General features: G+C 62.2%; 18 protein-coding genes and 1 other RNA gene. 18 read left to right on the plus strand and 1 reads right to left on the minus strand.

Features of this window, described 5'->3' with window-relative positions; translation table 11 throughout:
- Position 1 precedes the first annotated feature (1 nt).
- The 7 genes from BLT98_RS26245 to BLT98_RS26275 all read left to right on the plus strand — a co-directional run bounded on the left by BLT98_RS26245 (position 2) and on the right by BLT98_RS26275 (position 6,377).
- Entirely contained in the window at positions 2-550 is a 549-nt protein-coding gene (locus BLT98_RS26245) for a chalcone isomerase family protein (protein WP_092612950.1), read from the plus strand.
- Positions 547-1,827 (plus strand): MFS transporter, encoded by a 1,281-nt coding sequence (locus BLT98_RS26250; protein WP_092612953.1) that lies wholly within the window; start codon positions 547-549, stop codon positions 1,825-1,827. The genes BLT98_RS26245 and BLT98_RS26250 overlap by 4 nt, the downstream gene beginning before the upstream one ends.
- Complete coding sequence (locus BLT98_RS26255) at positions 1,824-2,375, plus strand: DUF3833 domain-containing protein (RefSeq protein WP_092613103.1); 552 nt, start codon at positions 1,824-1,826, stop codon at positions 2,373-2,375. Before BLT98_RS26250 ends, BLT98_RS26255 begins: the two co-directional genes overlap by 4 nt.
- Positions 2,372-3,139, plus strand: coding sequence for an SDR family NAD(P)-dependent oxidoreductase (locus tag BLT98_RS26260; RefSeq protein WP_092612956.1), 768 nt, complete (start codon positions 2,372-2,374; stop codon positions 3,137-3,139). Before BLT98_RS26255 ends, BLT98_RS26260 begins: the two co-directional genes overlap by 4 nt.
- Complete coding sequence (locus tag BLT98_RS26265; protein ID WP_092612959.1) at positions 3,136-3,591, plus strand: nuclear transport factor 2 family protein; 456 nt, start codon at positions 3,136-3,138, stop codon at positions 3,589-3,591. Before BLT98_RS26260 ends, BLT98_RS26265 begins: the two co-directional genes overlap by 4 nt.
- Positions 3,592-4,566: 975 nt before the next feature.
- Positions 4,567-5,682: a porin gene (locus BLT98_RS26270; RefSeq protein ID WP_092612962.1), complete on the plus strand. Its 1,116-nt coding sequence runs from the start codon at positions 4,567-4,569 to the stop codon at positions 5,680-5,682.
- A gap of 152 nt (positions 5,683-5,834) precedes the next feature.
- Positions 5,835-6,377 carry a hypothetical protein gene (locus BLT98_RS26275; RefSeq protein ID WP_070258846.1) on the plus strand — a complete coding sequence of 181 codons (543 nt, stop codon included), beginning with the start codon at positions 5,835-5,837 and terminating at the stop codon, positions 6,375-6,377.
- Between the two features lie 73 nt (positions 6,378-6,450).
- On the opposite strand, the gene BLT98_RS26280 is transcribed toward BLT98_RS26275, so the two are convergent.
- The gene (locus tag BLT98_RS26280) at positions 6,451-8,154 is read right to left on the minus strand and encodes a thiamine pyrophosphate-binding protein (RefSeq protein ID WP_092612965.1); all 1,704 of its coding nucleotides are present in this window, start codon (positions 8,152-8,154) and stop codon (positions 6,451-6,453) included.
- A 235-nt stretch (positions 8,155-8,389) separates the two neighbouring features.
- Here BLT98_RS26280 and rnpB point away from each other — a divergent pair.
- From rnpB to murG, 11 genes are all read left to right on the plus strand, one after another.
- An RNA gene (rnpB, locus tag BLT98_RS26285) (RNase P RNA component class A) lies at positions 8,390-8,729 on the plus strand.
- Positions 8,730-9,390: 661 nt separating this feature from the next.
- Positions 9,391-9,819, plus strand: a complete 429-nt coding sequence (mraZ, locus tag BLT98_RS26290; RefSeq protein ID WP_034748899.1) for a division/cell wall cluster transcriptional repressor MraZ — start codon at positions 9,391-9,393, stop codon at positions 9,817-9,819.
- A gap of 9 nt (positions 9,820-9,828) precedes the next feature.
- A complete protein-coding gene (gene rsmH / locus BLT98_RS26295) occupies positions 9,829-10,800 on the plus strand; it encodes a 16S rRNA (cytosine(1402)-N(4))-methyltransferase RsmH (protein WP_070258850.1) in 972 nt (323 codons plus the stop codon).
- Positions 10,797-11,066 carry a cell division protein FtsL gene (gene ftsL, locus BLT98_RS26300; RefSeq protein ID WP_034748894.1) on the plus strand — a complete coding sequence of 90 codons (270 nt, stop codon included), beginning with the start codon at positions 10,797-10,799 and terminating at the stop codon, positions 11,064-11,066. Before rsmH ends, ftsL begins: the two co-directional genes overlap by 4 nt.
- On the plus strand, positions 11,066-12,844 hold the full coding sequence (locus BLT98_RS26305) for a peptidoglycan D,D-transpeptidase FtsI family protein (protein ID WP_034748891.1): 1,779 nt from the start codon (positions 11,066-11,068) through the stop codon (positions 12,842-12,844). Before ftsL ends, BLT98_RS26305 begins: the two co-directional genes overlap by 1 nt.
- A gap of 8 nt (positions 12,845-12,852) precedes the next feature.
- Positions 12,853-14,361 carry a UDP-N-acetylmuramoyl-L-alanyl-D-glutamate--2,6-diaminopimelate ligase gene (locus BLT98_RS26310; protein WP_034784966.1) on the plus strand — a complete coding sequence of 503 codons (1,509 nt, stop codon included), beginning with the start codon at positions 12,853-12,855 and terminating at the stop codon, positions 14,359-14,361.
- Positions 14,362-14,372: 11 nt separating this feature from the next.
- The gene (gene murF, locus BLT98_RS26315) at positions 14,373-15,803 is read left to right on the plus strand and encodes a UDP-N-acetylmuramoyl-tripeptide--D-alanyl-D-alanine ligase (protein ID WP_092613106.1); all 1,431 of its coding nucleotides are present in this window, start codon (positions 14,373-14,375) and stop codon (positions 15,801-15,803) included.
- Positions 15,804-15,805: 2 nt separating this feature from the next.
- Complete coding sequence (mraY, locus tag BLT98_RS26320) at positions 15,806-16,981, plus strand: phospho-N-acetylmuramoyl-pentapeptide-transferase (protein ID WP_034784967.1); 1,176 nt, start codon at positions 15,806-15,808, stop codon at positions 16,979-16,981.
- Entirely contained in the window at positions 16,981-18,537 is a 1,557-nt protein-coding gene (gene murD / locus BLT98_RS26325) for a UDP-N-acetylmuramoyl-L-alanine--D-glutamate ligase (RefSeq protein ID WP_092612968.1), read from the plus strand. Before mraY ends, murD begins: the two co-directional genes overlap by 1 nt.
- The gene (gene ftsW, locus BLT98_RS26330; RefSeq protein WP_034784970.1) at positions 18,537-19,748 is read left to right on the plus strand and encodes a putative lipid II flippase FtsW; all 1,212 of its coding nucleotides are present in this window, start codon (positions 18,537-18,539) and stop codon (positions 19,746-19,748) included. Before murD ends, ftsW begins: the two co-directional genes overlap by 1 nt.
- Entirely contained in the window at positions 19,745-20,839 is a 1,095-nt protein-coding gene (murG, locus tag BLT98_RS26335) for an undecaprenyldiphospho-muramoylpentapeptide beta-N-acetylglucosaminyltransferase (protein WP_092612970.1), read from the plus strand. The genes ftsW and murG overlap by 4 nt, the downstream gene beginning before the upstream one ends.
- The last annotated feature ends 2 nt before the right edge of the window (positions 20,840-20,841 follow it).

Here is a 20,841-nt window from a genome sequence, read left to right on the forward strand (position 1 = left end):
CATGCGCCGCCTGCTTGCCACTGTTGTGCTGTCATTGACCATGTTGGGCGCCGCTGCCGCGCCGCCAGCCTTTATCGCTGCCGACGTACCCGAGGCCCGCCTGGCGGGCGAGGGCGAATACACGTGGTTCGGCATGCGTATTTACCGCGCGCAACTTTGGGTGGGACCGCAAGGCTACCAGGGTACGGCATCCGAATCGGCGCCGTTTGTACTGGAACTGCGCTACGCGCGCGCGCTCGACGGCAAGAAAATCGCCGAAGCCAGCTACGAACAGATGCAGAAAATCGGCGCGGGCACGCCGGAGCAGCGCCTGGCCTGGCTGGCCACCATGCAGCGCATCTTTCCTGACGTCAAGGAAGACCAGCGCATCGCAGGCGCCTACCGGGCGGGCATCGCGCCCGGTGTGCGTTTTTATCTCGATGGCAAGGTGCTGGCCGACGTGACGGATGGCGACTTCGCGCGCGCCTTCTTTGCCATCTGGCTGTCGCCGTCGAGCACGGCGCCGAAGCTGCGCGCGGCCTTGCTGCAGAGTGCGGCGCCGCTGCCATGAACGCCGGGGCCAGCGCCTTGACCTTGCCTGCCTTGTTCAGTTATGGCCTGTTCGGCCTGCCGTTGGCCATGCTGGCGCTGCCCATCTATATATATGTGGCGCCGTTTTATGCGCAGCGCAGCAGTCTTGACCTGGCGCAAATCGGTGCCGTGCTGCTGGCGGCACGCATCGCCGCCGCCTTCATCGATCCTGCCCTCGGTGTCTGGATGGCGCGTGGCGGGCGCAGCTATGCAATATATGTTGGCGCCTCGCTGCCCTTGCTGCTGCTGGGCTTTGCTGCCCTGTTCCATCCGCCGGCCATGCGGGAAGCTGCCACCCTGGCCTGGTTCCTGGCCGCCCTGCTGCTCGTGTATGCCGCCTATGGCCTGGCCGGCATCGCGCACCAGAGCTGGGGCGCGGCCCTGAGCCAGCTGCGCGCGCAGCGGGCGCGGGTGACGGCCGTGCGCGAAGGCTGCGGCTTGCTCGGCGTGATCCTGGCAGCGGGGCTCACTTCCGTGCTCGGCTATGACGGCTTGTCGCTGGCCTTTGCCGTCTGCCTGCTGGCGGCGGGTGCGCTGCTGCTGGCGCGCGCGCCGCGTCCGGTGTTGCGCCAAGGCCCGCAGGCGCTGCCCGCTGGCGCCTGGCGTCTGCCGTTTCGCCAGCGCGCCTTTCGCTGGCTGTTTGCCGTCTTGCTCGTCAATGGCGTGGCAGCCGCCATTCCCGCCACCCTGTTCCTCTTCTTTGCCACTGACTACTTACGCCTGGGCCATTACGCAGGGCCGTTCCTGATCGTCTACTTTTGCGCGGCGGCCGCCTCGATGCCCGTGTGGGTGGCCCTGGCGCGACGCTTTGGCGAAGCCCGTGCCTGGTGTGGTGCCATGCTGCTGGCCGCAACCGTGTTTGTCTGGGCGTATGGCCTGGGCGCGGGTGCCGCCTGGGGTTTTGCCGCGATCTGTCTGCTGTCGGGCCTGGCGCTGGGCGCCGACCTGGCCTTGCCGCCGGCCCTGCTGGCAGGGCTGATCGGCGCGGCCGGCCATGCCGGGCGGCACGAAGCGGCGTATTTCGGCTGGTGGAACTGGGGCGTGCAGATGAGTCTGGCGTTGGCGGCCGGCATCGCCTTGCCCCTGCTGGCCTGGCTCGGCTATGTGCCGGGCAGCAGCAAAGGCTTGCCGGCCCTGGCTGCCGCCTACGCCTTGCTGCCCTGCGCCTTGAAACTGCTGGCGGCGTTACTGTTGTGGCGTGCACCCTTGCAACATATATATAGTGACCACCTGGAGAATCGCGCATGCGCTTCATGAGTTATTGCAAACGCCGTTTGCCGCTGGCGGTCCTGATGCTGGCGCTGGCCGCCTGCTCCACGCCGCCCACGCCGGCCACGTATGCGCAGGAATTGCCCATACTGGATCTGCAACAGTATTTCAATGGCACGCTCGATGCCCACGGCATCTTCCAGGACCGCTCCGGCAAGGTGGTCAAGCGCTTCACCGTGGTGATGCGCGCCAGCTGGGTGGGCGAGACGGGCACCCTGGATGAAGACTTCACGTATTCGGATGGCAGCCGCCAACGGCGCGTGTGGACCTTGCGCAAGACGGCGCCCGGGCGCTTCATCGGCACGGCGCCCGACGTGATCGGGGAAGCCATCGGCGAAGTGGCCGGCAATGCGCTGCGCTGGCAATACGTGCTGGCGTTGCCCGTCGATGGCACGGTTTACCACGTCGACTTCGAGGACTGGATGTTCCTGATGGATGACAAGGTCATGCTGAACCGCGCCGCCATGAGCAAGTTCGGCTTCAGCCTGGGCGCCGTCACTTTATCGTTCAGCAAGCGTCCGCAGGCGGCCCCATGAATCGCAAGGTTACCAGCTGGGCCGGCAAGCGCGTATGGATCATCGGCGCTTCCAGCGGCATCGGTGCCGCGTGCGCCACCTTGTTGCTGGAGCAGGGCGCCAGCGTGGCCTTGTCAGCCCGCCATCGCGCCAGCCTCGAGCGGCTGTGCGAGGGACAGGCGCTGGCGCAGGCATTGCCGCTCGATATCACCCAGCACGCGCAGCTGCGGGCCGTCTGCGTAGAATTGCAGCAGCAGTGGACGCATATCGACCTGATACTGGTGGTCGCCGGCGGCTATCAGGCGATGCGCGCCGATAGCTTCGACCTTGAGGCAGCCCAGGGCTTGCTGGCCCTGAATGTGGGCGGCGTCTTCAATTGCCTGGAGCAGGCATTGCCGTGGCTATTGCGCCAGGGCAGTGGCGGCATCGGCATCGTCGCTTCGGTGGCCGGTTATGGCGGCTTGCCCAAGGCGCTCGCGTACGGCGCCAGCAAGGCGGCGCTGATCAACCTGACGGAGTCGCTGTACCTGGACTTGCATCCGCGCGGCATCGGCGTGTACCAGATCAATCCCGGCTTTGTCGCCACGCCCTTGACGGCGGACAACGATTTCACCATGCCGGCCCTGATGACGGCGCGTGACGCGGCCGCCGCCATGCTCGACGGCATCGAGCGGGGCCAGTTCCACATCCACTTTCCCAAGCGCTTTACCAATGTCATGCGCCTGGCGCGGCTGTTGCCGTACCGCGCCTATTTTTGGCTGATCCGGAAGGTGACGGGCGTATGAGCACAAGCATGCTGGACACGGAAGGCGTGGAAGAGGCGCTGGCGCGCCTGGTGGCGTTTTACGAACACCTGAGTCTGGAGGGCCTGGCCCAGCTGGGCGCCGTGTATGCGCCAGACGCCCATTTCAAGGACCCGTTCAATGAGGTGGTGGGGCATGCCGCCATCCTGGCCATCTTCGAGCATATGTTCGTGCAAGTCGATGCGCCACGGTTTGTCGTGCTGGAAAGCCTGGGGCAGGGACAGCAAGCGTTCCTGACGTGGGAGTTTCGCTTCCGCATGAAACGCCTGGTATCTGGCGAACAGTGCATTCGTGGCGCAACCCATGTGCGTTTCGATAGGCAGGGACGGGTGGTAATGCACCGCGATTATTGGGATGTGGCGGAAGAATTGTATGAAAAACTGCCGGTGCTGGGCCCTTTCATGCGCATGCTCCGCCGCGCAAGCCAGCGTTAAGGCTGATTCTTGATGCTTATAAGCAAAAAATGCGAAAAAGAAAAAGTAAATTGTGTGATATTGGGGCGGCGAAAACTTGATTTCGGTCAATGTGTCGTTTTTTAGACACAAATATGTCGAAATATTGAGAAGGCAACATTGTAAGAATTTGTTTCAACTGATGCGCAATTTGCAAGCAAGAGTCGTCCTCATCGGTTCTAGGCGGGTGGCTGAAGAGTTAGCCGGAAAACATGAAAAACATTTCTATGTGAGCAATTTAAATTACCGGAAAGTCAGTAATTGTGTTGATACTCTGCCTATTTTCCTGACGCGCGCGCCGACGTCAAAAATGGCGTCTACGCCCCTGAATAATGCGGCAACGCACCAAAACAGGGCGTGATATTTCCCGTTTTTGGGCATCCGGCAGCAAACATTGGCGATGCCGTGTATGCTTCGTTCCGTTTATCCATTATCGCCTGACAAATTGTGCGCTTTGTCGCGTAAATCATGCAGGGTAAATGATGGGTAAAGCATGTTGATGTTTTAATCACGCGCCTGATACTGTTGCACTAATACAACGGGTGTCGACAAGGCATGCGCTATGATGGAATGGTCAATCAGGCCAATGCATTGGTTGGCAAGGGGCACTGGCTCTGTCGCGTAGTACGGTTGGCGATGGTCGGGATGCCTGAAAAAGCCCTCGGCCTGGTACCGGAAGTAACATGTTGGAACTTGATGGAATGTGAAACGGTCGTTATAGTGCCGCTTCCGGTGCCCTTTGAGCACCGAACCGGCGCATCAAAATATGGTCGCTCTGCAGCCTTCAAGCTTATCGGTGCAATAGCGTGCCGATACCGATGTGAATTGTTCCCCTGACCGGAACAGCAATGTGGCAGGTGGAGACCTTGCCCTCACTCATAAAAAGCGCTCTGTTAGAGCGCAGCTCGAGATGCATAGGCTGTATTACTTTTTGCTTCAAAATTAAAGGAAATCGCAATGAAAAAAACTCTGATCACCCTGGCAGTTCTGGCAGCAGCCACTGGCGTAGCCCAAGCTCAATCGAGCGTTGTTATCTACGGTACCGTTGACGCTGGTTTCGTCAGCGAGCGCGGCGGCGCAGCCGGCACCACCAACAAAGTAGACAGCGGCATTGCTTCGGCTTCCCGTCTGGGCTTCAAAGGCACCGAAGATCTGGGCAACGGCCTGTCGGCTCTGTTCGTTCTGGAAGCTGGTTTCGGTGTTGACAGCGGCTCGCAAGGTAAAAACGAAGCCCTGTTCGGTCGTCAATCGTACGTAGGTCTGAGCAGCAAAACGACCGGTACCCTGACCCTGGGTCGTCAATACACGCCTTGGTACAACACCCTGTCGAAAGTTGCTGATCCATTCGCAGTGGGCTACGCTGGTTCCGCCAAGAACCTGTTCCCAGCGAACACCCGCACCAGCAACACCGTGCTGTACACCTCGCCAAACTTCAACGGCTTTGACGCTGATGTGGCTTACACCTTCGGCGAACAAGCTGATTCGAACAAATACGGCCGTCAAATCGGCGCGTCGGCTGGCTACTCGAACGGTCCTTTGAACGCACGTCTGGCTTACAACACCACCAGCAACGAATCCGCTATCAGCAACAAAGGTAGCGCACGTAACTGGTTGGCTGCAGCTAACTACGACTTCGCAGTTGCCAAGGCTTTCCTGGCATACGGCGTCAACAAAGGCGACAACAGCGCAACCTACAACTCGGGTCTGAGCAACACCAACGCAGTTGTTGCTGGTCAAGCTTTCGGCACCACCGGCAGCCTGAACGCCTACGGCTACCGCGCCGCTGCTCCTAGCACCGACAGCGCTAACCTGCTGGTCGGCGCAACCGTACCAGTTGGCCCAGCTGGCACCGTGATGGCTTCGTACATCAAGACCAACGACAAAGGCATCGCTAACGCTGATGCTGATCAATGGGCACTGGGTTACTCCTACGCTCTGTCGAAGCGCACCAGCACCTACGCTTCGTACGCTAAGATCAAGAACAAAAACGGCGCAGCTTACACCGTTGGTAACAACAGCAACATCGGTTCGGGCGACAAAGCCTTCAACGTTGGTGTTCGTCACTCGTTCTAATATTCGCGCAAGCGAAGCTTAGTACCGCTGCCAGCATCCCTTCGGGGATGCTGATAAGCAAGGAAACGCGCTGTCTGGCTTCGGCCTGGCGGCGCGTTTTTGCATGTGCGGCGCCAGTTATAATGACGCCGTTACTCAAGTAAAGGAATGCCATGTATTCATTCACCTCGCCGCGCCTGGCCGCCTTGCTGGCCGCGCTGCTGCTTGCTGGCGCCACGGGCGCCGCTGTCGCTGCCGTCAAGGGCAAGAAGCCGGCTGGACTGGAGCGCTACGGCGTGGCCGTCTACTCCGACCTGTGCCTGCAAAAGGATAGCGGCGAAATCGGCGGCCAGCGCGTGACGCTGCACCGCTTTGCCGAAGCCGATTCCGTCATCTATGAATTCACGGCCGGCGCCCTGAGCTGGCCCATCGTGGCCAACGACGTCAACCTGGACGCCGCCACGGGCGCCTTCGATTTCACTATCGCCGGCGCCGACAGCGAAGAGCGCACCATCGTCGGCAAGTTTTCCAAAGATGGCCAGACCCTGACCCTGGAAGGCGATTACTGCGGCGGCAACGTGCGCATGCCGATGAAACTGAGCCGCGTGCGCGATTTCGGCCGTCCCCTGAAGCATTGCACGCCATGCCCGCCGGTGCCGCAAGCGCCCGCCGAGGCAGCGCCTGCCGAGGAAAGCGCGCCCGTGCCCGCCGCCTGAGCGATTGCTGCGGTTAAAAAGAAAAAGGCCCGGTATCGACCGGGCCTTTGTTATTTCTCGCCTTGCAGGAGGCTTATTTGGCGGCCTGCGCCTTTTCCGCCGTGGCGCGGATGGTGGCCAGCGTCGCGTTCGGCGTGATCAGGTTGCCGTCGTAGCGCAGCTCGATCAAGGCCGGCAAGTTGTTGGCCTTGGCGTGCTCCAGCGCCCGTTGCAGGGCAGGGGCGAACTCTTCTGTCGTATTCACCACTTCGCCATGCGCGCCATACGCTTGCGCCAACGCCGCAAAATCCGGATTGTGCAGGGTCGTGCCCGACACGCGGCCCGGGTAGTCGCGCTCCTGGTGCATGCGGATGGTGCCGAACATCTGGTTATTGAAGACGATGATGACCACACCTGCCTGGTATTGCACGGCCGTGGCCAGCTCCTGGCCATTCATCATGTATTCGCCATCGCCGGCGAACGTGATCACGGTGCGCTCCGGGTGTACGATCTTCGCCGCCACGCCGGACGGCACGCCGTAGCCCATGGCGCCGTTGGTTGGTGCCAGCTGGGTGCGCATGCCGCCGTAGCGATAAAAACGGTGCGCCCACGAGGCGTAATTGCCGGCGCCGTTCGTCAGGATGGTGTCAGCGGGGGCCTGCGCCATGATTTCTTGCGTGACTTGCCACAGGTCCAGCGGCGCCTGGCCATCCTGGAAGATGGGCGGGCGCTCCTGGTAGGCGGCCAGCTCGGCCTTGGCTTCGGCTGGCGTATGCTGCCAGGCGGATGCATCGACGGGCGCCATGGCGGCCAGCATGGCGCAGACTTGCGGCATGCCGCTGTTGATCATCAGCTCGGCCTGGTAAACGCTGCCCAGTTCCTCGGCATCCGTATGGATGTGCACCAGGCGCTGGCGCGGCACGGGCGAGTCGAACAGGGTGTAACCGCCTGTCGTCATTTCGCCCAGGCGCGGGCCGATGGCGATGACCAGGTCGGCGTTTTTCACGCGCGCGGCCAGTTTCGGGTTGATGCCGATGCCGACGTCGCCGATGTAGTTCGGGTGGGCGTTGTCGAGCAAGTCCTGGAAGCGGAAGGCGCAGGCGACGGGCAGGTGGTTGCTTTCCGCGAACTGCTGCAGGTCGGCGCACGCTTGCGGCGTCCAGGTGGTACCTCCCAGCAAGACCAGCGGCTGCTTCGCGGTCGTCAGCATGCCGCGCAACTGCTGCAATTGGGCATCCGATGGCGCCGCCTGCACGGGCTGGTAGGCGCGCGTGTCGGCCACCGTGGCCAGCGCAATGAGCATGTCTTCCGGCAGGGCCAGCACGACGGGGCCGGGACGGCCGCTGGTGGCAACCTGGAAGGCGCGCGCCAGGTATTCGGGAATGCGCTCGGCGCGGTCGATCTGCGCCACCCACTTGGCCATCTGGCCGTACATGCGACGGTAGTCGATTTCCTGGAATGCTTCGCGGTCGACGAAATCATTGCCCACCTGGCCGATGAACAGGATCATCGGCGTGGAATCCTGGTAGGCCGTGTGCACGCCGATCGAGGCGTTGGTGGCGCCCGGACCCCGCGTGACGAAGCAGATGCCCGGCTTGCCCGTCAGCTTGCCGTAGGCTTCGGCCATGAAGGCGGCGCCGCCTTCCTGGCGGTTGATTATGAAGCGGATGCCCGAATCGTGCAGGGCATCGAGCACGTCGAGGTAGCTTTCGCCAGGCACGCCAAAGGCGGTGTCGACACCGTGGATCTGCAGGGCATCGACCAGGATCTGGCCGCCGGTACGGGGTTGTTGCGTCATGTTCGGCTCTTTATATTCTAGTGGGTGGCAAAGAAATGGGGCAAGCGGTGCGCATGCGCCTGCATGCAAGCAGCTTGCCTCATTCTATGTGAGCCGATTTGGCCCGGCTTTTGAAATGGCGACACCGAATTACACAATCCCCCGGGCCGGGACCCGACGAGGGGCCCGGCGAGCGGTGTCGCGCGTGCACAGGCCTTTTTGCAGAAACATGCTGCGGCGCGGTACAATGGCGGGTGAAGCAGGCCAGACAGTCGCTGGCCGGCGCAGCAATGCGCTGGCGGGAGGAAGGTCCGGACTCCATAGAGCGGGGTGACGGTTAACGGCCGTCCGTCGAAAGCCGCAAGGTATAAGGCGAGGAATAGGGCCACAGAGACGAGCGTATTAAGTTACGGTGAAACGCGGTAACCTCCACCTGGTGCAATTTCAAATAGGCACGCGATGATGCTGCTCGCGGAGCGTGCGGGTAGAAAGCTTGAGCGCCCGAGTAATCTGGCGCCTAGAGGAATGACTGTCATAGCGCCAACCTGCAAGGGAAGGCGCCGTAACAAAATCCGGCCTACCGGCCTGCTTCACTTGAATTCCTGTTTCCTGGCTTGCCAGGGAGCGTATCGCCCGCAGCGTTTTTCATGCTGTGCGCCGTCCAAAAAGCCCCCGCAACGGGGCTTTTTTTGTTTCTAAAAATATAGCATCCACGATAAAGTTGTATAGACAACTAAAAATGAACAATTGGTTAAAGTTTCCTGTTTACAATTAATTGCTGCGTTGCAAAAATAGTTTTCCTGTGACAGGCCAGGCCCGGAAAACAGGGGCGATACGCGCCAAGGATGATTTTCTTTTGCTTTAAACCAAGTCTTTTCCGATGCTTGATTGCTGTTGTGTCCGGATGACGAAACTATTGTCATGTGTCAACTAACTGTAAAAAATTCAATTTTTTGATTTCGTTTTTTTCGATGTTTACGGTAGGAAAACACATGTGTGCAGATGAGGTAGCACATTCACTATCTTTCATAAGTATCTAATTTATCGATATATTTTTATTTGAGACTCCTTCAACGATATGCGCTAAGTCCTTAATTTCATTAATAAAATTCCTGTTTTGCCAATCGGAAACCGCTTGACCACTATCTTTGCTTCCTCTAAAGTGGGCAACTGTGTGAAAAAGTGTGTTTTTGTGGGAAATTTTCCCTTTTCATCGCGATGCGCAAGCGTCGCAACCCAAGCTCAAAAAGGTCTTCCGTGTTTCAAGGCGCGTCCGCAATCAATCTCGATGCCAAAGGCAGGATGTCTATCCCTGCCAAGCACCGTGACGCGCTGGCGATTCAATGCGAAGGCCGCTTGACACTCACCAAACACCCCGATGGCTGCCTGCTGTTTTTTCCCCGTCCCGTGTGGGAAAGCCACCGCCAGCAAATCGCCGCCTGGCCCATGTCGGCGCGCGCCTGGCAGCGCATCTTCCTCGGCAACGCCGTCGACGTCGAGCTGGACTCGGCCGGCCGCGTGCTGATCTCGCCCGAATTGCGCAACGCCGTCGGACTGGCGCGCGAAGTCATGATGATCGGCATGGGCAGCCACTTTGAAATATGGGATGCCGCCAAGTTGGCCGACAAAGAACAGCAGGCGATCGATGCCGGCACCCCCGATGTACTTTCCAATTTTTCTTTCTAAGGCTCCGTAATGACACAACTCACGGTGCCGGAATTTCAGCATCGCACGGTGCTGCTCGATGAAGCGGTCGATGCGCTCGACCTGTCGGGCGACCGCGCGCACGGCATTTATGTCGATGGCACGTTTGGCCGCGGCGGCCATAGCCGATTGATCTTGTCGCGCCTGGCGCCCGACGCGCGCCTGATCGGCTTCGACAAGGATTTGCAAGCCATCGCCACGGCCGAACAGATCGGCGACCCCCGCTTTGAAATCGTCCACGACAGTTTTGCCACCATGACGGCCAGCCTGGCCGAACGCGGCGTGCAGCAGGTCGATGGCATCCTGCTTGACCTGGGCATCTCGTCGCCGCAAGTCGACGACGCGGCGCGCGGTTTCAGCTTCCGCAACGACGGACCGCTGGACATGCGCATGGATACCACGCGCGGCATCTCCGCGGCCGAATGGCTGGCGGTGGAAACCGAGCAGAATTTAGAGAAAGTGATACGCGATTATGGGGAAGAACGGTTTGCTTTTCAGATTGCAAAGGCGATTGTTGCTGGCCGGGCAGTCCAGCCAATTTCAAGCACACGACAGCTTGCCGGCATCGTGGCAGGCGCCGTCAAGACCCGCGAGAAGGGTAAGGACCCCGCTACCCGCACCTTTCAGGCCATACGCATTTTCATTAACAAAGAGCTCGAGGATCTCGAGATCGGTCTGAGCCAGGCGTATGCCTGCCTGGCGCCCGGCGCGCGCATGGCCGTGATCAGTTTTCACTCGCTGGAAGACCGCATGGTCAAGCGCTTCTTCGCCTCGAAGGCGAACGTGGAGCAGCCTGACCGCCGCCTGCCGATCCGCGCGGTCGACTTGCCGCAGCCGGAAATGAAGCTGATTTCGAAGATGAAGCCATCCGATGCCGAGATCGAGGGCAATCCGCGCTCGCGTTCGGCCGTGATGCGCGTGGCGCAGCGTTTGCCCATTCCAGTTCGTGGCGGCGCCCGATGACTGGCAAGCTGTGTGTCGTGCTGTCGGCCCTGCTGGTGTGCTGCGGCCTGTCGCTGGTGAATGCGCAGTATCAGTCGCGCCACTTGCTGATCGACCTGGAGCGCGCGCAAGCGCTGTCGCGCCAGCTCGACATCGACTGGGCGCAACTGCAGCTGGACCAGTCCACTTTGGGCAAGCATGAACGCATCGAATCGATCGCGCGGCGCGACCTGAGCATGACGCCGCTGACGGCGGCGCGTACGCAATACCTGACGGAGGGCGAATAATGAAGTTGGGCGGTAATAGCAACGGCCGGGTGGCGGCATCGAAAGGCGTGCCATTCTCGAAGAACCCCGTACTGGCGGTGCGTCTGCCCGTCTGGCGTTCTCGCGTCGTGCTGTTCCTGCTGTTCTTCGCTTTCGCCGGCTTGGGCGCGCGCGCCCTGTGGCTGCAGGGCGTATCGACGCAGTTCCTGCAAAAGCAGGGCAAGGCGCGCTATGAGCGCACCCTGGAATTGCCGGCCACGCGCGGCAAGATCACCGACCGCAATGGCCAGGTGCTCGCCTCGTCCGTCCCCGTGAAAGCCATCTGGGCCATTCCCGACGACGTGCTGCAGGCATCACCGGAAAAAATCAATGCGCTGGCCGGCCTGCTGGAAATGAATGTCAACGAATTGCGCAAGAAACTCGATTCGGACCGCAGCTTCGTCTACCTGAAACGCCAGGTCGAGATGGACGTGGCCGACAAGATTTCCAAGCTGGGGATCGACGGCATCGACGAGCGCAAGGAATACAAGCGCTTCTATCCACAGGGTGAAGTGATGACCCACGTGGTGGGCTTTACCAACGTGGAAGACGTGGGCCAGGAAAGCATGGAACTGGCGCAGCAGAAAACCCTCGTCGGCACCACCGGCAGCCGCCGCGTGATCAAGGACCGCCTGGGCCACATCGTCGAAGACATCGGCTTCATCCACGAACCGCATGACGGCAAGGACCTGACCCTGTCCGTCGACAGCAAGATCCAGTACATCGCCTTCACGCAGCTGAAGGAAGCGGTGGAGAAATTCAACGCCAAGGCTGGCGGTGCCGTGGTGCTTGACGTGCACACGGGCGAAGTGCTGGCCCTGGCCAATTACCCGAGCTACGACCCGAACGACCGCCGCAAGCTGACGGGCCAGCAGCTGCGCAACCGCGTCATGACCGATACTTTTGAGCCCGGTTCGACCCTGAAGCCGATCACGGTGTCACTGGCGCTCGACACGGGCCGCGTCAAGCCGGGCACCCTGATCGACACGGGCCCGGGCCGCTATACCATCGCCGACCGCACGATCACGGACACCAAGCCGCACGGCGTGATCAATGTCTCGGAAATCATCGAGATGTCGTCGAACATCGGCACTTCGAAAATCGCGCTGGGCATGCCGTCGCAGGAAATGTGGGAAATGTTTACCAAGGTCGGCTTCGGTCAGCAGCCGAAATGGGGCTTCCCTGGCGCCGTGGCCGGCCGCGTGCGTCCGTATAAATCGTGGCGCCCGGTGGAGCAGGCCACCATGAGCTACGGTAACGGCATTTCCGTGTCGCTGATCCAGCTGGCGCGCTCTTATATGATGTTCGCGCGTGATGGCGACACGATTCCCCTGTCATTCCAGAAGGTCAATGAACTGCCCGTGGGCCAGCAAGTGATCAAGCCGAAGACGGCCGCCGAAATGCGCGCCATGCTGGAACTCGTGGTCTCCGGCGCGCACGGCTCGGCCAAGCGCGCCCAGGTTGCCGGCTACCGCGTGGGCGGCAAGACGGGTACCGCCTATAAAGTGGAAAACGGCCGCTACGCGATGCCGCGCAAATATATCGGCTCGTTCGTGGGCATGGTGCCGATGTCGGCGCCGCGCTTCATCATTGCCGTGATGATCGATGAACCGACCGGCCCCGCCCACTATGGCGGTCAGGTTGCCGCTCCCGCTTTCGCGGCGATTGCGACCAACGCGCTGCGCGCGATGAACGTACCGCCCGATTCCTCCGTTACCGAAATCGTGGTCCCGGCCAATGCCGGCCCGGAGGCCATGTGAAGTCACTCATGACCATACAAGATATCAGTTTGTGGATCAAAGCGGCTGCCCCGTCCGGGCAGCTGACGTCCGATTCGCGCCGCGTGCAACGCGGCGACGTGTTTTTCGCCTACGCGGGCGCCACCCATTTCATCGACGCCGCCATCGAGCAGGGCGCCGCCGCCATCGTGCATGATGCCGTCGAGTGGAACGCCGCATGGGCCGTGCCGCACCTGCTGGTCAGCGACCTGAAACGCCTGGCCGGCCCCGTGGCGCATGCTTTCTACGACATGCCCGACAGCGCCATGTTCAGTGCCGGCGTGACGGGCACGAATGGCAAGACATCGTGCGCGCTGTGGCTGGCGCAAGCCCTGGCGCGCCTGGGCGAAACCTCGTCCGTCATCGGGACCCTGGGCGTGGGCTTGTGCAAGCCGCGCGGCGCCATTGAATTCGACGTCACCGGCTACACCACGCCGGACGCCGTGCTGCTGGCGCGCAAACTGGCCGCCATGCGCGACGCTGGCGCCAAGGCCGTTGCCATCGAAGTGTCGTCGATCGGTCTGGACCAGGACCGCGCGGCCGGCATGCATTTTGATGTCGCCATGTTTACCAATCTGACGCGCGACCACCTCGACTACCATGGCGACATGGCGGCCTACGAGGCGGCCAAGGTCAAACTGTTCGACTGGCCCGGCCTGAAAACAGCCGTCATCAATCTGGACGATGCCATGGGCTTGCGCCTGGCGCGCCACGTGGACGGCAGGCTGGCCGGTGAATACCCGGTCATCGGCTACACCTTGCAGGACGCGGCCAGCTTGCCCGATCTGCCTGGCGTGCTGATGCTGCGCGCCAGCCAGTTCCGCAGCCGCCATGCCGGCACCGACTTCCACCTGGAGTGCGCGCTGGGCGTGGCGCTGGTCAAGACGCAGCTGGTGGGCCACTTCAATATCAGCAACGCGCTGGCCGTGCTGGGCGCCTTGCTGGCGCACGGCACCGGCCTGCGCGCCGCCATCGACGGCATCGAATCCCTGCAGCCGGCCCCCGGCCGCATGCAGCAGGTGGGCGGCCAGGAAGCGCCGATGGTCGTCATCGATTACGCGCATACGCCGGACGCGCTGGAAAAGACCCTGGCTGCCTTGCGCCAGGTGGCGCAGGAGCGGGGCGGCCAGTTGTGGTGCGTGTTCGGCTGCGGCGGCGACCGCGATCCGGGCAAGCGTCCGCAGATGGGCGCCATCGCGCAGCTGGCCGATCACGTGCTGGTCACCAGCGACAATCCGCGCAGCGAAGATCCACACGCCATCATCGCGCAGATCGTCGCCGGCATGCGTGCCGACGGTCCGCAGCCGCAAGCCATCGAAGACCGTGCCGGCGCCATTTTGTCGGCCATCAAGCACGCGGCCAAGCCGGACGTGATCCTGTTGGCGGGCAAGGGTCATGAGCCATACCAGGAAATCAAGGGCAAGAAACTGCCGTTCTCCGATGCCGACCATGCGCAGCTGGCCTTGTCCGCGCGCCTGACGATGATGAGGACGAACTGATGGATAGCCTGATGCACGCAAGCCTGCTTGAACTGATGCCGTCGCTGGACGGCGCGCAGCTGACGGGCGACGCATCCTTTGATGGCGTCTCCACCGACAGCCGCAGCGCCCAGGCCGGCTCGCTCTTCGTTGCCCTGCGCGGCGAGAGTTTTGATGCCCACGATTTCCTCGACCAGGTGGCTGCGCGCGGCGTCGCCGCCGTGGTGGTCGAGCGCCTGCCCGAAGGCTGGGACAGCGCCACGGTGCCCGCCATCGTGGTGGCCGATACCTTGGTGGCGCTGGGCCGCATCGCCAACCATTGGCGCGGTCGCTTCAATTTACCCGTCATCGGCGTCACCGGCAGCAATGGCAAGACCACTGTCAAGGAAATGATTTCGGCCATCCTGGCTGCGGCCTTTGGCGAAGAAGGCCGTTTGGCCACGCGCGGCAACCTGAATAATGAAATCGGCGTGCCATTGACGCTGTTCCGCCTGAGCGCCGCGCACAAGGCGGCCGTCATCGAGATGGGTATGAACCATCCGGGAGAAATTGCCCGCCTGGCCGCGATTGCCGCGCCAACCCTGGCGATGGTCAACAACGCGCAGCGCGAGCACCAGGAATTCATGCATACGGTGGAAGCGGTGGCGCGCGAGAACGGCGCCGCGCTGGCGGCCCTGGCGCATGACGGCGTGGCCGTCTTCCCGCATGATGATGAATTCACGCCCGTGTGGCGCGAATTGGCCGGCGCGCGCGCCGTCATCACCTTCGGCCTGTCGAAAGAGGCGGACGTGAGTTGCACGCACCGCGCGGCCGAGGATTTTGGCAGCGACCTGTTCGTCAGCGTGCGGGCGCAGGATGGCAGCTTGCGTCAGTTTTTTGTCGGCTTGCAGGCGGCGGGCGAACACAATGTGCGCAATGCGCTGGCGGCCGTGGCATGCGCGATTGGCGCCGGCATCGCGCCAGAACATATCAAGCAGGGCCTGGAGGCGTTTTCTCCCGTGACTGGCCGGCTGCAGAAAAAACGGGCCGCCAATGGCGCCACCATCATCGACGACACGTATAACGCCAATCCGGATTCGGCGCGCGCGGCCATCGATGTGCTGGCGCAGGCCGCGGCACCGCGCATCCTGGTGCTGGGCGAGATGGGCGAAGTCGGCACGCAAGGGCAGCAGTTCCACGAAGAGATCGGCGCCTACGCCGCCGCCAAAGGCATCGAACACGTGCTGGCGACGGGCGGACTGGCGCGCCATCTGGTGAATCCGGCGCAGGAAGCCGCCAGCCAGGAATCAGGCACGGTCGTGGAGTATTTCGAACAGTTCGACGGTTTGCTGGCGGCGCTCGATGCGCATTTGTCCGGCCGTTCGGATGCAACAGTATTGATCAAGGGCTCCCGTTTCATGAAGATGGAACGGGCCGTGCAGCATTTGATTGGTTCAAACAACAATAACAAGGAAGCTCACTAATCATGCTGCTCTGGCTCGCTCATTATTTCCAGGACGACATTGGCCCACTGCGGGTCTTTAACTTCATCACGTTCCGCGCCGTCTTCGCCACCCTGACGGCGATCTTGATCGGCCTGTGCGCCGGTCCCGCCGTGATCCGCATGCTTACGCGCATGAAGGTCGGCCAGGCCGTGCGTACGGACGGCCCGCAAACGCACCTGAAAAAACACGGCACCCCCACCATGGGCGGTGTGCTGATCCTCATCGCCATCGGCATTTCCACCTTGCTGTGGGCTGACCTGTCGAACCGCTTCATCTGGCCCGTGCTGATCGTCACCTTGGGCTTTGGCGCAGTCGGCTGGGCCGACGACTACCGCAAGGTGGTGCACCAGGATCCGGAAGGCATGCGCTCGCGCGAGAAATACTTCTGGCAGTCGCTGATCGGCATCGCCGCCGCGTTTTACCTGGCGTTTTCCGTCTCCATCTCCGAGCCCAATGCTGGCCAGGTATGGAATCTGATCTACGCCTGGGTGCAATCGGGCTTCGCCATGGACTTGCCGCCGAAGGCCGACCTGATCGTCCCGTTCTTCAAGACCATCAGCTATCCGCTGGGCGTATGGGGCTTTATCGCGCTGACCTATTGCGTCATCGTCGGCACCAGCAATGCCGTCAATTTCACCGATGGCCTTGACGGCCTGGCCATCATGCCGACCGTGATGGTGGGCACGGCCCTGGGCCTGTTCGCCTACCTGACGGGTAACGCCACGTATGCGCGCTACCTGTTCATCCCGCACATCCCGGGCGCCGGCGAACTGGTGATCTTCTGCGGCGCGCTGGCCGGGTCCGGCCTGGCCTTCCTCTGGTATAACACGCACCCCGCGAAAGTGTTCATGGGCGACGTGGGCGCGCTGGCACTGGGCGGCGCACTGGGCACCATCGCCGTCATCGTGCGCCAGGAAATCGTCCTGTTCATCATGGGCGGCATCTTCGTCGTCGAAACGCTGTCCGTGATCATCCAGGTCGTCTGGTTCAAGTACACCAAGAAGCGCTATGGCGCGGGCCGCCGCGTCTTCCTGATGGCGCCGTTGCATCACCATTTTGAACAAAAAGGCTGGAAGGAGACGCAGGTTGTCGTGCGTTTCTGGATCATCACCATGATGCTGGTGCTGCTCGGCCTGACCACCTTGAAGCTGCGCTGATGATGTACGACGCTAAAACCGCACTGGTACTGGGCCTCGGCGAGTCGGGGCTGGCCATGGCCCTGTGGCTGGCCCGCAGCGGTGCCTGCGTGCGCGTGGCCGATACGCGCCAGGCGCCCGAGCGCCTGGCAGCGTTGCAGGCCGCCGTGCCGCAGGCGCAGTTTATCGCCGGCGCCTTCACGGCCGAATTGCTCGATGGCGTCGATTTCGTCGCCGTCAGCCCTGGCCTGGCGCCGGGCCGCGAACTGGCGCAGATTTCGCCTGCCGCACTTGAGAAAAATATCCCCGTGTGGGGCGAGATCGAACTGTTCGCGCAGGCCCTGGCCGCGCTCAAGGCGGAACGCGGCTATGCGCCGAAAGTCATCGCCATCACGGGCACGAATGGCAAGACGACCGTCACCAGCCTGGTAGGTTTGCTGTGCGAACGCGCGGGCCTGGCCACGCGCGTGGCTGGCAATATCAGTCCCGCTGCGCTGGACGTGCTGCGCGAAGTGCTCGATGCGGAGCCTGCGCCGCAGCCTGTGGATGCGGAAGCTGAAGTGGCGGAACCCGTCGCCAGCACCCTGCCGCAGGCGTGGATCCTGGAATTGTCCAGCTTCCAGCTGCACACGACGTTCAGCCTGCAGGCCGACGCGGCCACGGTCCTGAATCTGTCGCAGGATCACCTCGACTGGCATGGCGACATGGCTGCCTACGCTGCCGACAAGGCGCGCATCTTCGGCGAGCAGACCGTGCGCATATTGAACCGCGACGATGCGGCCGTGATGCACATGGCCGACCCGCTGACCGAAACGATCACCTTCGGCACGGGCGAACCCGTGGAAGTGGATAGCTTTGGCCTGGTCAATGAACGGGGCATCTTCTGGCTGGCGCAAGCCGTGCCCAGCGAAGAAGTGATCGAGAAAAAACGCAGGAAGAATGATCCGGCGCCGGAACCGGTACCGACGATGGCCAAGAAACTGATGCCGGCCGACGCGCTGAAAATCCGCGGCCAGCACAATGCCTCGAATGCGCTGGCGGCGCTGGCCCTATGCCGCGCCATCGGCTTGCCGTTCGCGCCGCTGCTGCACGGCTTGCGCGAATACCAGGGCGAGCCGCACCGCGTGGAATTGATCACGGCCGTCAATGAAGTCGAGTACTACGACGACAGCAAGGGCACGAATGTGGGTGCGACGGTAGCCGCCCTGTTCGGCCTGGGCAAGGCGTTCGGCGGCGCGGAACAGCGCCTGGTGCTGATCGCCGGCGGCGACGGCAAGGGGCAGGATTTCTCGCCGCTGGCCGAACCCGTGTCGCGCTATGTGCGCGCCGTGGTGCTGATCGGCCGCGATGCGCCGGCCTTGCGCGCGGCGCTCGAGCCGGCCGGCGTGGATATCATCGATTGCGCCACCTTGCCGGAAGCCGTCAAGCGCGCCAGCGGCCTGGCGCTGGCCGGCGATGCCGTGCTGTTGTCGCCTGCGTGCGCCAGCCTGGACATGTTCAAGAACTATGCGCACCGCGCGCAGGTGTTTGTCGGCGCCGTGCGCGACATCGCCCTGGAAAACGGACAGGATATCTGATGGCCTTCCAACTGCCCTTCAGCTTTGGTTCCGGCTCGGCTGCCAAGCCGCTGGATAGCCGCGCGCGGCAGTCGAAGATGATGGACTATGACAAGCCGCTGGTGTGGGTCGTCCTGCTGCTCATGTTGCTGGGCATGGTGATGGTGTATTCGGCGTCGATCTCGCTGTCGGATGCGCGCAAGTTCGCCGCCTACACGAACAATTATTTTGTCGTGCGCCAGGCGCTGTTCATCGGTATTTCGATCGTCGTTGGCGCGCTGGTATTTCGCATCCCCGTCGCCACCTGGCAAAAGATGGCGCCGTGGCTGTTCATTGGCACCCTGGTGCTGCTGGTGATGGTCTTGATACCGGGCCTGGGCGTGTCGGTCAATGGCGGCCGCCGCTGGCTGAACCTGCCGGGCCTGCGGCCGCAGCCGTCCGAGCTGATGAAGGTGGTGATGGTGCTGTACGCGGCCGATTACACGGTGCGCAAGCAGGAGTACATGCACAAGCTGACCAAGGGCTTCATGCCGATGGCGCTGGCTGTCAGCTTCGTCGGCTTGCTGCTGCTGATGGAGCCCGATCTTGGCGCCTTCGGCGTGATCGTCTGCATCGCCATGGGCATCCTGTTTTTGGGCGGCGTGAACGCCATCTGGTTCGGCGGCATCGGCGCCATGCTGACGGCGATCTTCGTCACCATCATCGCCTTGTCGAAATTCCGCCGCGAGCGGTTTTTTGCGTATCTCGATCCGTGGCAGGAAGACAATGCGCTGAACAAGGCTTACCAGCTGACGCATTCGCTGATCGCCTTCGGACGCGGTGAACTGTTTGGCGTGGGACTGGGCGGCAGCGTGGAAAAACTGCATTATCTGCCCGAAGCGCATACGGACTTTTTGCTGGCCGTGATCGGCGAGGAGCTGGGCCTGGTGGGCGTGCTGATCGTGATCGGCATGTTCTATTGGATTATCAAGCGGGCATTTGACATCGGCCGCCAGGCGATCGCCATCGACCAGACCTTTGCCGGCCTGACGGCGAAAGGCATCGCCATCTGGATCGGCGTGCAGACCTTCATCAACATGGGCGTGAACCTGGGCCTGCTGCCGACCAAGGGCCTGACCTTGCCCTTGATGAGTTATGGCGGCACGGGCGTACTGATTAACTGTATCGGCCTGGCGATTTTGCTGCGCATCGATTATGAAAACCGGATCCTGATGCGGGGAGGCCGGCTATGAACAGCGTGACGAACTTGAAAACGACGAAAAGACTGATGATCATGGCGGCCGGCACCGGCGGCCATATTTTCCCGGGCCTGGCGATTGCGCAGACCATGCGCGCGCGTGGCTGGGAAGTGAGCTGGCTGGGCACGACCCACGGCATGGAGCAGGAACTGGTGCCGAAAAGCGGCATTCCCATGGATGCCATCGCGTTCTCCGGCATGCGCGGCAAGGGCCTGGCGCACACGGTCAAAGGCGGCTTCAAGATGCTGGCCAGCTTTTTTGCCATCCGCCGTTTCATCGCCAGCCGCAAGCCGGACGTGGTGATGGGCATGGGCGGCTACGTCACCGTGCCGGGCGGCCTGATGGCGCGCCTGAAGGGCGTGCCGCTGGTGCTGGTCAATGCCGACGCGGCGCTGCTGCTGTCGAACAAGACCCTGGTGCCGCTGGCGCAGCAGGTGTGCTTCGGCTTTCCCGCCGATTTCGGCAGCGCCGCCGGCAAGGCCGTCGTCACGGGCAATCCCGTGCGCGCCGAGATCCTCGCCATGGCGCCGCCAGCCACGCGTTTCGCGGGCCGCAGCGGACCGTTGCGCATCCTGGTGGTGGGCGGCAGCCTGGGCGCGAAAGCGCTGAACGACAATCTGCCCGCCGCGCTGGCGCTGATGCCGGAGGGCGAACGCCCGCTGGTGACGCACCAGTCGGGCAAGAAGAATATCGACGCCCTGCATGCCGCATATGCGCAGGCGGGCGTGCAAGCCAATGTGGTCGACTTCATCGACGACATGGCCAGGGCGTATACCGAGGCCGATCTGGTGATTTGCCGTGCGGGCGCCATCACCCTGTCGGAATTGACGGCGGCCGGCGTGGCCAGTGTGCTCGTGCCGCTGGTGGCGTCGACCACCAGCCATCAGCGCGACAACGCGCAATGGATGGCAAAACAAGGCGCGGCGATTCATCTGCCGCAGACGGAAATGAGTGCGGTGTCGCTGAGCACTCTGCTGGCATCGCTGAGCCGCGATACCTGCCAGCATATGGCGCAAGCGGCACTGGCAGCAGGCAAGCGCGACGCCAATGAGGCGATCGCACACGTATTGGAAAAACTGGCATGAGG

Origin of the sequence: Janthinobacterium sp. YR213, from assembly GCF_900099875.1 — a bacterium.
In the GTDB taxonomy this organism is placed as follows: Bacteria; Pseudomonadota; Gammaproteobacteria; order Burkholderiales; family Burkholderiaceae_D; genus Janthinobacterium; species Janthinobacterium lividum.